This window comes from Streptomyces sp. M2CJ-2, assembly GCF_016757295.1.
Taxonomy (GTDB): Bacteria; Actinomycetota; Actinomycetes; order Streptomycetales; family Streptomycetaceae; genus Streptomyces.
Genome location: NZ_JAESIF010000015.1, coordinates 130,962 through 143,616 on the forward strand (window position 1 = coordinate 130,962; position 12,655 = coordinate 143,616).

The 12,655-nt window shown below is 69.6% G+C and carries 13 protein-coding genes and 2 pseudogenes; 10 read left to right on the forward strand and 5 right to left on the reverse strand.

Features of this window, described 5'->3' with window-relative positions:
* Position 1: 1 nt before the first annotated feature.
* The 3 genes from JL475_RS14835 to JL475_RS39980 all read right to left on the reverse strand — a co-directional run bounded on the left by JL475_RS14835 (position 2) and on the right by JL475_RS39980 (position 3,720).
* Positions 2–1,501: a benzaldehyde dehydrogenase gene (locus tag JL475_RS14835; protein ID WP_202278084.1), complete on the reverse strand. Its 1,500-nt coding sequence runs from the start codon at positions 1,499–1,501 to the stop codon at positions 2–4.
* A 37-nt stretch (positions 1,502–1,538) separates the two neighbouring features.
* Positions 1,539–3,149 carry an FAD-binding oxidoreductase gene (locus JL475_RS14840; RefSeq protein ID WP_202278086.1) on the reverse strand — a complete coding sequence of 537 codons (1,611 nt, stop codon included), beginning with the start codon at positions 3,147–3,149 and terminating at the stop codon, positions 1,539–1,541.
* A gap of 61 nt (positions 3,150–3,210) precedes the next feature.
* Complete coding sequence (locus JL475_RS39980) at positions 3,211–3,720, reverse strand: hypothetical protein (RefSeq protein WP_237407174.1); 510 nt, start codon at positions 3,718–3,720, stop codon at positions 3,211–3,213.
* Between JL475_RS39980 and JL475_RS39985 the strand changes: the two are divergent.
* From JL475_RS39985 to JL475_RS14875, 9 genes and pseudogenes are all read left to right on the forward strand, one after another.
* Positions 3,670–4,134, forward strand: a pseudogene (locus tag JL475_RS39985) (ATP-binding protein); the annotation flags it as partial. The gene JL475_RS39980 and the pseudogene JL475_RS39985 sit on opposite strands and share 51 nt — an antisense overlap.
* A gap of 882 nt (positions 4,135–5,016) precedes the next feature.
* Positions 5,017–5,535 carry a hypothetical protein gene (locus JL475_RS14850; protein WP_237407140.1) on the forward strand — a complete coding sequence of 173 codons (519 nt, stop codon included), beginning with the start codon at positions 5,017–5,019 and terminating at the stop codon, positions 5,533–5,535.
* A 277-nt stretch (positions 5,536–5,812) separates the two neighbouring features.
* Entirely contained in the window at positions 5,813–7,402 is a 1,590-nt protein-coding gene (locus tag JL475_RS14855) for a S8 family serine peptidase (RefSeq protein ID WP_237407142.1), read from the forward strand.
* A 451-nt stretch (positions 7,403–7,853) separates the two neighbouring features.
* The gene (locus tag JL475_RS14860; RefSeq protein ID WP_202278092.1) at positions 7,854–8,171 is read left to right on the forward strand and encodes a hypothetical protein; all 318 of its coding nucleotides are present in this window, start codon (positions 7,854–7,856) and stop codon (positions 8,169–8,171) included.
* Between the two features lie 40 nt (positions 8,172–8,211).
* Complete coding sequence (gene mihF, locus JL475_RS14865) at positions 8,212–8,526, forward strand: integration host factor, actinobacterial type (protein ID WP_202278094.1); 315 nt, start codon at positions 8,212–8,214, stop codon at positions 8,524–8,526.
* Positions 8,527–8,626: 100 nt separating this feature from the next.
* Positions 8,627–9,343, forward strand: a complete 717-nt coding sequence (locus JL475_RS41460) for a hypothetical protein (RefSeq protein WP_307825057.1) — start codon at positions 8,627–8,629, stop codon at positions 9,341–9,343.
* Positions 9,309–9,695: an integrase core domain-containing protein gene (locus tag JL475_RS41465; RefSeq protein WP_307825058.1), complete on the forward strand. Its 387-nt coding sequence runs from the start codon at positions 9,309–9,311 to the stop codon at positions 9,693–9,695. Before JL475_RS41460 ends, JL475_RS41465 begins: the two co-directional genes overlap by 35 nt.
* Positions 9,696–9,727: 32 nt before the next feature.
* Positions 9,728–10,011: pseudogene (locus JL475_RS41470) on the forward strand (MarR family transcriptional regulator); the annotation flags it as partial.
* A complete protein-coding gene (locus tag JL475_RS14875) occupies positions 10,008–10,319 on the forward strand; it encodes a replication initiation protein, RepL2 (RefSeq protein WP_202278096.1) in 312 nt (103 codons plus the stop codon). The pseudogene JL475_RS41470 and the gene JL475_RS14875, both read left to right, overlap by 4 nt.
* Before the next feature lie 47 nt (positions 10,320–10,366).
* Here the strand turns inward: JL475_RS14875 and JL475_RS14880 are convergent, their stop codons facing one another.
* Positions 10,367–11,092: an IS6 family transposase gene (locus JL475_RS14880; RefSeq protein ID WP_202278098.1), complete on the reverse strand. Its 726-nt coding sequence runs from the start codon at positions 11,090–11,092 to the stop codon at positions 10,367–10,369.
* Complete coding sequence (locus JL475_RS14885) at positions 11,079–11,525, reverse strand: ATP-binding protein (protein WP_202278100.1); 447 nt, start codon at positions 11,523–11,525, stop codon at positions 11,079–11,081. Before JL475_RS14885 ends, JL475_RS14880 begins: the two co-directional genes overlap by 14 nt.
* A 201-nt stretch (positions 11,526–11,726) precedes the next feature.
* Between JL475_RS14885 and JL475_RS14890 the strand changes: the two genes are divergently transcribed.
* Positions 11,727–12,518, forward strand: coding sequence for an RNA polymerase sigma factor SigF (locus JL475_RS14890; protein WP_202278124.1), 792 nt, complete (start codon positions 11,727–11,729; stop codon positions 12,516–12,518).
* Positions 12,519–12,655: the final 137 nt, after the last annotated feature.

Genomic DNA, 12,655 nt, shown 5'->3' on the forward strand with positions numbered 1-12,655 from the left:
GTCAGAGCGGGTACTGCGCGGGCTCGCGGCGGAGCGTGATCCAGCGGGTCTCGGTGAAGGCCTCGATGTCGGCCTCCGCACCGCCGTGGCGCGATCCGGTGCCGGATGCCCTCACCCCGCCGAACGGGGCGTTCGCCTCGTCGTTCACGGTCTGGTCGTTGATGTGCACGATGCCCGTCGGGATGCGCTGTGCGAGTTCCAGTCCCGCGAGCGCGTCGGCCGTCACGATGCCGAGCGAGAGGCCGTACTCGGTGTCGGCGGCGAGCGTCACGGCCTCGTCGTCGGTCGTGTACGGGACGACCGACACGACCGGGCCGAAGACCTCCTCCCGGTACACCGCGGTCTCCTTGGGCACGTCGGCCGCCACGGTCGGGCGGTAGAACAGCTCCTCATAGGTGCCGCCGGCCGCGAGGGTCGCGCCCTGCTCCACCGCCTCCCGCACCCATGCGTGGATACGGTCGCGCTGGATCTCGTCGATCACGGGCCCCATGTGCACCTGGCCGGTCGCAGGATCCCCGACGGCCATCGACTCGGCCTTCGCGGCGAGCTTGGCCACATAGTCGTCGTAGAGCGACTCGTGCACGATGTGGCGGCCGATCGACATGCAGATCTGGCCCTGGTTGAGGTAGTTGCCCCAGGTGGCGAGGTTGACGGCCTTGTCGACGTCGGCGTCGTGGCGCACGATGAAGGCCGAGTTGCCGCCCAGTTCGAGGTGCGCCCGCTTGAGACGGCGCCCGGCGAGCTCGCCGACCGCGCGGCCGGCGCGGGTCGAACCGGTGAACGCGACGACCCGGACCCGCGGGTCCTCGACCATCGCCGTGCCCACGTCCGCGCCGCCCGGCAGGAGTTGCAGCAGCCCCTTCGGCAGGCCCGCCTCCTCGAAGATCCGCACCATCGTGACGCCGCCCGTGACGACCGTGCGGGGGTCGGGCTTCAGCAGCACGGCGTTGCCGAGTGCGAGAGCGGGCGCGACGGCCCTGATGCCCAGGATGAGCGGCACGTTGAACGGTGAGATCACGCCGACCACGCCGACCGGCACGCGCTGGGCCAGCGACAGGCGCGGTTCCTCGCTGGACAGCATCTGTCCCAGCGGGTGGGAAGGGAGGGCCGCGGCTTCGTAGCACTCCGACGCGGTCACGTGTACGGCGAAACCCGCGAAGGGCGGTATCGACCCCACCTCGCGCACGTTCCAGCCGACGATCTCCTCGGCGTGCCGCTCCCACAGTCGTCCGGCCCGGCGCAGCACGGCGGCGCGCTGCGGGTGCGGCAGTGCGGCCCATTCCTTCTGTGCGCGTTCGGCGCTCTCCGCGGCGCGGGCGACGTCCGACGCGTCGGCGAGGCCGACGGCCGCCAGCACGCCTCCGGTGGCCGGTTCGATCGAGTCGATCGTCCCGCCCGCTCCCTCGACCCACTCGCCGTCGAGGTGGATCCGACCGGCGAAGGCCTGCGGATCGATGAGCCGACCGGTTGTCTCCGGTGCGGTGATTACTGCAGTGCTCATTACGAAGTCCTTTTTCTCTGCTTCGCCGACGGTCTTCTCAGGCTCCGAGTTCGGCGGCCGACGGCCAGATCCCCTGCTTGCCGGGCGAGAGGATGCCCCGGGGGTCCAGGGCGTCCTTCAGCTTCTGGTTCAGACGGCGCTGGGCGTGGTCGTTGAAGTCGAACTGGCCGGCGATCCGGTCCATGAACTGCAGGTGGCCGCGGTACTCGCCGTAGTCCTTCGCCGCGGACTCGGCGATCATCTCGCCGGTCACCTCGAAGGTCCGCCTGACTTCTTCCGCGTCACCGGCGTTGTAGATGATGAGGCAGAGCATCAGCATGCTGCGGGCGGTGAGGGCGTAGGCGGCGCCGTAGTCCTTGCCCATCCGGGTGCTGCCGCGTTCGATGAGCTCGTGGATCTCCCGGGCGTCGCCCGAGGTGAGCGGGAAGATCGGCGCGAAGCCGACATGGCCCGGACGCTCGTAGCCGTACCAGTCGAGCATGCGCAGCAGGTCCATGTCGGGGATGCCCGCGACCGCCTGGTCGGGGGGCAGGACGTCCTCGTGGCGGACGTCGCCGGGATATTCGCGCGACTCGTAGCGGGTGCCGGGGATGTGGGCGACGGCCTCCCGGATGAGGCGCTCCTCCACGTCCATGCGGTCCGGTTCGCCGTACAGCCCGATGCGCGCGTTCCAGTTGCCCAGCCCGAACTTGGCGCGCATCGCGGCGCGCACGTCGTCGTCGATCGGACCGTCACTGTCGTGCCAGTCCTTCTTCTTGCTGAGGGCGGTGACGATGGCGGTCAGGTTCATGATCAGCACCCGGTTGGTGATGGTGCCGTCCATGAGCAGCGGCCGCAGCGCGTCGACCAGCGCGTAACCGCCCTCGTCGGTCTCCGCGTGGATCCACACCGAACGCCAGACCTTCGGCCGGGGCTGCATCCACAGGCCCATCTTGGTGACGATGCCGAAGTTCGACTGCATGAACATCTCGTCCAGCCGCGGGCCGAAGCCACGCTGGTGGGTGTGGAAGTTCTTGCTGTTCGACTGGCCGCCCATCCCGGTACGCACCAGGTCGCCGTCGGCGAGGACGACCTCCATGCCGCACACCTGGTCGGCGTGCTCGCCGTAGGGTGTGTAGCCGAGGCCGTGCTCCATCGTGTTGCCGATGACGGATCCCCAGCTCAGGTCGGGCACGCTGGTCCACAGCGCGATGTCGTTCTCCCGCAGGTAGGTGTTGAGCTCGGCGAAGCTGACGCCCGGTTCGACGACGGCGTACCCGAAGGTCTCGTTCACCTCCAGCACCCGGTTCATCCGGCGCAGGTTCACCAGCACGGACCCGGGCACGCGGGGCGCTGAGCCGCCGTAGCCGTTGTTGCGGCCCTGCGATCCGGTCCACAGCGGCACGCGGTACTCGTTCGCGATGCGGACGACCTGCCGGACCTCCTCGACGCTGCCCGGCTGGACGACGTAGGAGCCCTGGCTGCGCGGGGCGTCCAGGGTGTCGTAGGGGTCGCTGAACTCCCGGGCGAGCCGCTCGCCGTCGATGATCCATTCCTGACCCACGGCGGCGGCGAAGGCGGCCTTCGCCCGCACGGCCCGGTCGGCGACGGTCAGTGCCTCGTCCGTGAAGGACTCGCCTTTGAGGGTCTCGTCGTTGAGAACCGTCATGCTCTCTCCTGGCTTGGTTGTCACGCAGATCGGTCGGGCTGCTGAGCCGGGCCGGCGGTCGTCAGGGCCGGGCCTCGGGCGTGAGCGGGTCGGCGCGTTCGCGGGAGATGTTCTCCTTGCGCCACTGCTGGTGCTTCTCGCCCCTCAGCACCTCGCTCGTGGGCACCTTGTTGTCGGGCTTGAAGTGGTCGAGCGCGAAGAACAGGGCCCGGAAGGCGCGGTGCACCAGCCACACACCGAAGCGGTTCGCGGGCGGCAGCTTGTGCCGCCTGGCGACCGCCGGAGGCACGAACGCCATCACGACGGTGCGGCCGACGCCGTGCAGCGGCCTGGGGAAGAAGCGCTCGTTGAACTGCTTGATCATCAGTTCGCAGAGCTGCCGGCCCTTGGGGGCGTCCGGCCAGTCCCGCTGTTCGAACTCCTCCGCGAAGTCCCACATCTCCCGGTAGGTCTCCGGGAACGAGTGCAGCGGACCGTGCAAGCCCTCCATCTGGGCCGTGATGTCGCGCCAGAAGTGGTCGACGACATCGTGCTGCTGGTGGCCCGCACCCGCCTGCTCGGCACGTCCCACATGGCCCAGTGGGACGTGCCCGCCGACCCGGCCCAGGTCGGCGTGGCCCGCACCCAGGCCCTACGGCGGCTGCAGGCATGGGGGCTGGAGGAGCTGAGCTTCACCACCGAGCTGATCCTGTCCGAGCTGATCACCAACGCCGTTTGGTACGGGGCCGAACCAATCCGGGTGCGGCTGCTGCGCGACCGCTCCCTGATCTGCGAGGTCTTCGATGCCAGCAGCACCTCCCCGCACCCGCGGCGGGCCAAGCCCACGGACGAGGGCGGGCGCGGACTGTTCCTGGTCGCCAGCCTGGCTAACCGGTGGGGCACCCGTTACACACCGGACGGCAAGAGCATCTGGGCCGAGCTGCGGCTCGGCGACGGCGGGCCGCAGCCGCCACCGGGAATGTGGGACGACCTCGCCGGATTGTGAGCGTCTCGCGTCAGTAGCCACAGCATTCCGGAGCTGCCTCCGCCGCCCATCTCTCACAGGAGGTCGACGGCGCCTGGTAGTCCGAGAGGCGTGGGAGCAAGAGGCTGGTCGAGGGGCGCTGTCGTCGGCAGGAAGACCCGCAGGTGCTCATCGTCCGGGGGGCGAGTAGACCACTCGGAATCCCGCTGCCTGACCGCTGTCAAGGGCGGGACCAGCTGCCCTACCGGCGTCAGTACGCCGTCCCCGGCTTCGTCCGCCGCCCCATGGGCAACCTCACCGACCGGGAGGTCCGCCTCTGGCGCCTGATCGCGGCCACCGTCATCACGGCGGAGAGCGCGCTGCCCCGGCGTTGCGGCGTACGGTGAAGGCACGGCCCGCTCAGCGACGCGCGCAGGGGGCACGGTGTACGACATGATCCAGGTGGAATCCCACACCACCGGGCCCGGTAGCTGCCGGGTGACCGTGGCCGGGGACCTCGACGTGTGCACCGCCCCCACCGTCCGCGAAGCCCTCCGCGCCCCCCACATGGCTCACCAGCCTGCCTCGTTGCAGCTCAGTGCTCCACCCGGTAAGTAAGACAAGCCAGCTGCTTGACCAATGATGTCGAAGGCGCTGCAGGAGTGCCCGCCGCCCGCACCAGACAATGCCGGTGCGCTGCCCGCGCCGTCGTCCGCCACCTCCACCAGAGCCCATCCTGCCGCGCCACCCACGGCTCACCAGTCGCCGGAGCCGATCGAGGGGTTTCCTCCCCGGGAGTAGCTCGTCCGATTGCGGACCGGGCGTCGTCAACTTAGCTTCAACACGTCGGATTTGTTCCGATAAGGCCAATATCATTCCTTGTGTTGGCTTTCCATGGCATCGAACGGAGCATTCATGTCGGTGATGACCGGTACCCAACCCCTCCAGCAGCACGGCTCGCAGTTCGGCGGTCAGCAGATGGGCGGCTCGCAGATGGGCGGCTCGCAGCAGATCGCCCAGATGGTCCAGCAGACCATCCAGCAAGCGTGTCAGCAGACGGCCCAGCAGGTCGCGCAGCAGGTGCAGCAGACGTTCCAGCAGATCCAGCAGATCCAGCAGCAGCTGCAGCAGCGGCCGGAGCTGGCCCAGCAGGCGCACCCGTACATGGCCCTCATGCTGCACCGCACGCTGGCCGGGGCCGTCCGCCACGCCGTGGAGCAGTCCGTGCAGCAGGCGCTGCCGAACGCGATCGTGACGCTGCTCCAGCAGGGCCAGCAGGGCCAGCAGGGCCAGCAGGGCCAGCAGGGCCAGCAGGGCATGCAGGGCATGCAGCCGTGGGGCGGCGGGTACGGTCCGCAGTCGTTCGGCCAGCCGGTCCCGCAGTACCAGCAGCCCGGCTTCGGGTTCGGCCAGATGGGTGGTCAGCCCTTCGGTATCGGCTGACTTCTAGCGGCGCGCGATGCGGTGTGCCCAGGAGCGGTTCTTGGGCACACCGCATCACCGTGGAAGCGCGAGCCGCCTGGGACGGGATCAGGAGCACAAGGACGACGTTGGCGTGGTGAAGGTGGACGTAATGGTCAAGGGAAGGCCCGGAAACAACCGTGAGAGCGGGTCCGGGGGCGCGGGGACCGGCGGACCGGCACCCGAGGGCAAAGAAGAGGTGCCACGCACCAAAGGCGCGCCGGCACCGATTGAGGTGCAGCCACGCCGGTCGCGGTACATGGTGACACCACTACCGCAGCAACTGCTCCCACCGGGAGTTCCCGAACTGGGCATGGACGCGGTGTGCGACCGGCTGGACCGGATGCCCGAGGTCACGGTGGTCCGCAGACTCCGGCCGTCGGAGAAGCTCCAGTCGACGGGACTGCCCCCCTCCTGCCCGGAGATCGCGGTCGTCGAGGCGGCCGAAGCCCAGGTACCGGCGATGCGGTCGCTGCACGTGCACATCGAACCGGATCTGCCACTGTCCGGAACCGTACCCGCCGCCACGCAGACCGCGGGCATGCTGTCGCTGCGCGATCCGGGGCTGGTCATGCCCCTGGAACAACCCGTGAAGATCGCGCTGCGCGTCTGCGGCCCGGACAAGGAACCGCTGGCCGGCGCCGGGGTGTTCCTGATCGGGGCGACCTGGCCGAGTCAGGGCATCACCGGGGCCGACGGGACGGTCACCGTCACCCTGGCGACGGAGACCGAACAGTCCGTCCAGTCCCTGTACGTACGTCCCACGGGCGGATACGCGGACCGCTGGATCCCTCGCCCCGACCTGTCGGGGACGCAGGAGAACCTTGTCACCCTCACCCCACTGTCCAAGGTGTACCCGGAACTGGAGCAGCGGCAGCAGTACGGCTGGGGCCAGCAGGCCATGCGGCTCGACCGGCTGCCTCCCACGTTCCGCGCCTTCGGCATCAAGGTCGGCATGATCGGTTCGGGCGTCAGCGCCGAGCACCCCGATCTGAAGCAACGCGTGAGTTCCGGGGTCGGCATCGTCCACGGCACGAACGAGGGCTGGGCGCACGACACGGTGGGCAGCGGTACCCACGCGGCGGGCATCATCGCCGGGGCCGACACCGGCAAGGGCGTCATCGGCATCGCCGCCGACGCCGAGATCGAGGTCTGCCAGGTCATGCCCGACGGGCACTTCAGCGACCTGATCGCGGCCCTGGACCACTGCATCGAGCGCGAGGTCGACATCGCCCACATCGCGGTGGCGACGCCCTACACCTCGGCGCTGGTCTCCCGCAAACTCGCCGACGCCAACGCGGCGGGCGTCGCCTGCGTCGCCCCGGCGGGCGACACCGGTGGACCGGTCACTTTCCCGGGCGCGCTGCCCACCGTGTTTGCCGTCGGCGCACTGGGCGTCTTCGGTTCCTACCCGCAGGACGCCTCCCAAGCCACCCATACAGGGCCGCAGTTGACACCGGAAGGGCTGTTCGCGGCACCGTTCAGCTGCTACGGCCCCGGAGTCGATGCGGTCGCCCCTGGCGTGGCGGTCCTGTCGTGCGCCGCGCAGGGCGGCTACACCGCCCTCGACGGCACCGGCACGGCCTCGGCCCACGTCGCGGGTCTCGCCGCGCTCGTGCTCGCTCACCACGAGGACTTCCACGGCCAGTTGCTGCCCCGCGGACCCGGCCGAGTGCAGCACCTGTTCGAGATCATCGCCGCCAGCTGCCGCCAACTGGCCGGCCCGGCAACTCTGGAGGCGGCCCGCGTCGGACGCGGCCTGCCCGACGCTCTCGTCGCCCTCGGCCTGGCCCCCGGAGTGCAGCTCGCTCCGACCCTGTCGCCCATCGCCCCCTCCATGACCGGGTAGGTCCTCTACCCGCGGCCTGCACGCCGAACGGCACCCGCCCTCGCCTCGGGACGGGTGCCGTTCGGTGTGCAGGCCAGGCGGAATCGAAGCTGGGTATTCCCGGGCCAGGGCTTCCAGCCCTTCGGCTTCCAGAGCGGGATTCCGCTCGACGAGGGCGGGTTGTTGGGATGCTGAGCGGCGCTTGCGGGACATACGACCGCACTTATCGGTGGGGCCTTCGCCTGCAAGGAATGCAGTGCGGCGGTGGCACTCGACCCGCTCCTGTAGGCGGCGCCTGCCCAGGGGCTGTGACCACTCCTGCGGCCTCCGCGACGCCGCCACGAGGCCGGACTCTTGCAGCCCGCCATGGTCGGGTCCCTGGTCGGGGCGGCCGGGCGCGCCTTCAGCGACGGAGAGGCTGCTCACATACCAGTGCCCTCACCGGCCTTGTCCCGGCCCGGGACACCGCCCCGTGACGGCAACCGAGGCCGGTAGACGCGAGCGCACCATAGCCGTCGTACACCGCGCCGGCCCCGAGCTCTCGCACCTGGTACTGCCCGGCTGGATGCACGGGCAGATCACCGTGCCCATCCCCACCGACGAGCTGACAGCCGCCACCGGCCTGGACCGCGACGAACTGCCCGGGACGGAACTGACCGTCACCGCGAACCTGGCCGCCGCCACGGACACCGACGTCGACCCCGGCGTGGTCCGACTGCCCGGACAGCACCGCTTACAGGCAGCCTGGCCCCCAAACCTGCTGGTCACCGGCCCGCCAGCGGGGTCATGATGGGCCCGTTGCGTTTCGTACGACGAGAGGACCACCCCTCATGGCTCTGCCCCCGCTCAGCCCCGAACAGCGCCGCGCCGCGCTCGACAAGGCCGCCGCCGCACGCAAGGAACGAGCCGAGGCCAAGGAGGCCCTCAAGCACGGCAAGCTGTCGCTGCGCGAGGTGCTGGCTAGCGACTCCGAGGCCATCCGCAAGATGTCAGTCCGCGCCCTGCTCGAATCGCTCCCCGACATCGGCAAGGTGCGGGCCCAAAAGCTCCTCTCCGAGATGGGGATCTCCGACAGCCGCCGCGTACGCGGCCTGGGCATCCAGCAGCGGGAACGGCTGCTCGCGCGCTTCTCGCCCACGCACTGACCGTTCGCACCGGTCCTCACCCTGTGGGGCTTGTAAAGTCATCGCTGCAGGTGGGAGCCCGCGTGCACGACCCCTCGGCGGTGGCCGGGATGCCGCACCAGTGAGCATCTCGCTGCGGTACCGGGCCACCCTGGCGTTGCTTTCCGTGCCCGCGGTCCCTCGGCGCCGGGACACGGCCAAGGACGCCGAACCGCTGGTGCCGCGGCACGAGAACGCGGTGCCGCGCCGGCAACTCGCCAGACCGGTCCGCTCCCAGCCCGCGGACCGGTTCCGGCCGGCCGCGCTGTCCTCGCCGCTACCGCGCCGGCGCCGGAGCGGTGTCTTCCCGGTCACGCCGGGGACCCTGCCGGCCCGGCACCGCAGGCCGAGCGCCAGGAAGTGGGACCACGCCAACCGACGCCGCACCGGCCGCCCTCCCCCGGCTGCCGCGCTCCAGAGGCTGGTTCGGCCTCCGGCACAGCAGAACCCGCGGTGGGGCCACCGGCGGATCCAGGGGGAGCCGGCCCCGGCCGGAGCAGCCGAGCGCACCGTCCCCGGTCCGGGCAATCCCGCACGCGGCCGGCATCGGCCTCGCGCCGCACCGGCCCGGCGCGGATTCCTCACCGCCCAGGCCGAGGAGGTCACCGCGGTGGACTTCTTCCACGTCGACACGATCACCGGCAGGCGGCTGTACCCGTCGGCGTTCGGCGAACACGGCACCCGCCGGCTCCACCTCGCCGGCATCACCGCCCACCGCGCAGTGGGCGACCCGGCCGGCCCGCCATCCGACCGCCGGCCCCGGCGTGCGCGTCGAGTCGCTCCACTTCGCTCGCCGTGACCGCGACCGCAAGTACACCGGCTCCTGCGACGCCGTCTTCGCGGCCGAAGCCATGGACCTGCTGCTCAGCGCGCCACGGGCGCCGCGCAGGAATGCCCACCGCGGGCGAGTGAGCGGCCCGATCCGGCGCGAGGTCCTCGGTCACATCCTGATCGTGAACGAGGCCCACGCCCACCAGGTCCTTGCCGAGTGCCAGGAGCACTACACCACGCATCGGCCACACCGGCCACGAGACCGACGATCACCCGAAGCCCAAGAACAGCCGGCGGTATGGCACGATCGCGTGTCCCGCGGGCTCCTGCACACCCGCGCCGTCGGCGGGGCCCTCAACGAGTACCGATACATGGCTTGAGCTGCAACGATGACTTTACGAGCCCCCACAGGATCGGGGTGTCCCCGGAAGGCATGGAGTCGCTGCGTGCCACGGGAGCCGACATCGGACGCAGGGTGGGCATGTCGACCGACGCAATCGGGAAGATCAACCGGAAACTTGCCAAGCACTGCATCCTGATCATCCGCGGCCGCATCGGCAACTGCAACTTCTACCGCATCAGCCCTTACATCTCTTTTCACGGAACCGGCGTTGAGCAGCGCGAAGCGGTCAAAAGTTGCCCCCCGACATCCCCGGCTTCGACGGTCAGACCCCTGCACGCTGGGAGGCAAAGTGAACGACGACGACAAGCTCAAGACCCTTCGTCTGCTCCAGCACACCGCTGGCCTGACCGCTAACCAGCGCCTGGTCGTCATGCTGTATGCCTGCCACCCCACCGACCGGTCCGGCGCGGTCCTCGAGACGGCCGTGGAACTTGCGAAGCTGATGGGGCTCTCCCCGACGGTCTTCTTCCGTACCCACCGCCAGGTCATCGAGGCCGGCTGGCTCGAGGAATCGGAGCGATTGGCTCACATCCGTTACTACCGCCTCAGCTCGAAGGCCACGGAAGAGAACGTCGTGGTGGAGTTCCGCCGCGCAACCTGAACAGTCCTGTAGGCGGGGTAGATGAACGTCACGTTCATCTACCCCGCCTACAGACCAGGCTTCATTGCTCTTGTCGGCGCGGTGTTCGGGGCGGTCATCAGGTGGCGGCGGGGCCGGAAGTGGGGTGAGATGCCGCTGAACGCGGCCAGGAACCGCTGGGCCCCGCCGGTACTGCGGAAGCCCTTCATGGCCCGTTCGCGCCGACGGGTGGGCTGGTGGCTGTTCTCGGCCCGGTGGTTCAGGCCCTGGTGCGAGCGGTGCTCGACCGAGGACGTGCCCTCGCGGTGGGCCGCGCCGTAGGAGCGCAGCTTGTCGGTGACGATCACCCGCGGCACCGAGCAGGTTCGCTTGAGCAGCTTGCGGAAGAACCGCCGGGCCGCAGCGATGTCCCTTCGGCCCTGGACCAGGATGCCGGGCACGGTGCTGTCGGCGTCGACGGCCCGCCACAGGCACGTCAACTCCCCGTTGATCCTCACGAAGACCTCGTCCAGATGCCATTTATCCCCGGGCCGCGGCCGGCGGCGGCGCAGTCCGTTGGCGTAGTGCTGCCCGAACTTCGCGCACCAGCGGCGGACGGTCTCGTAGGAGACGATGACGCCGCGCTCGAGCGTGACCTCCTCCACCTCGCGGAAGCTGAGCGGGAAGCGGAAGTACAGCCAGACCGCGTGCGCGATCACCTCCACCGGGTACCGGTGCCCCTGGTACGACGGTGACGCATTCTCCCCGGACGACTCCCCCCCAGCATGACCAACCCGAAGATCATCCCGCGCCATCAGCCAACGGGACAGTGCCCTCCTGAGTCTCGGTCGGCGGGCGGAAACAAGCGATGACCGTCTTGCCGTGGGGACAGGGGTGAGCTTCCCAGCCGTCGGTCAGGGCGTCGACCAGCAGCATCCCCCGCCCTCCGGTGCGGTCGCTGCTCGCGGCGCGCTGGGTGGGCAGCGCCGTGGAGGAGTCGTGGACGGCGACGTGCAAGCACTCCCCGTCCCAGGTCATCGCCATCTGGGCAGGCGAATGAGCGTGCACGTGAGCGTTGGTGACCAGTTCCGAGACGGTCAGCAAAACGGCGTCCACCGTCTCCGGTGCCCTGTCGGTCCACGCCAGCGACCGCATGTGACGACGGGCCCAATCACGTGCCGCCTTGGGGCTGGTGTTGATCGGCAGTGACCGCGCCCAGCCCACCGCACGAAGCGATGATTCTTCCACCGCGTTCTCCTTCCGCCTGCTCCACTTCGTTGCGTTTACCCTTCACAGGGCGCGCGACGCCGCCCGCGTGGCGGCGTGCGCATCGAAAGCTGGGGTATACGGCGTCTCATCGGCTGACGAGTAGGCCGCCGGGACAGGGAGGGCGCCATCACGACGGTGACGACCGCGCGGGCTGACGAGACAGCCATCGGCGTGTTGGAGATGGCGGACCCCTCGAAGGTGGCGCCCAGGCACGCGCGGGAGTTGTCGAGGCTGTTCTTCGACCAGCTGGCGGTGCTGGAGGAAGGCACGCCCGAATACCAGTACGCGCGCAACACGCTGATCGAGATGAACATGTCCCTGGTCCGGTTCGCGGCCGCCCGGTTCCGCAGCCGCGGGCCGGAGGAGATGGAGGACATCGTCCAGGTCGGCATGATCGGCCTGATCAAGGCCATCCACCGGTTCGAACTGACCCGTGAGGTCGAGTTCACCTCCTTCGCCGTGCCCTACATCGTCGGCGAAATGAAACGCTTCTTCCGTGACACGTCATGGACCGTGCACGTGCCCCGGCGGCTGCAGGAGGCACGCGTGCAACTCGCTCGCGCCACCGAGGAGCTGCGCAGCCGACTGGGCCGTACCCCCACGACCAAGGAACTGTCCGAGCTGATGAGCCTCCCGGAAGAGGAGGTCCGCGAGGCCCGGCTGGCGTCCAACGGCTACAACTCCGCTTCCCTGGACGCGGCCATCAGCGGCAGCGAGGACGGCGAGGCCGCTCTGGCGGACTTCATCGGTACCGAAGACAGCGCCCTGGGCCTCGTCGAAGACTTCCACGCCCTCGCACCGATCATCGCTGACCTCGACGAACGCGACCGGCAGATCATCCACTGGCGGTTCGTGGAGGAACTCACCCGGAAGGAGATCGGCGAACGCCTCGGCATCTCGCAGATGCACGTTTCCCGGCTCATCTCCCGTCTCCTGGCACGGCTGCGGGAAGGCATGCTCAGCAGCCACTGAAGAAGTCTCGATGTTCAGCGGGAGCCGTCCGGGAAGAGAGTCACCGCGCGTATCGCACTGGACTAGTGCTGCGTTCCTCAAAGGAAGTAAATAAAACGGCGGCGTAGTGTGCGGGTCGGTGGTGCGGGGCGTCCCCA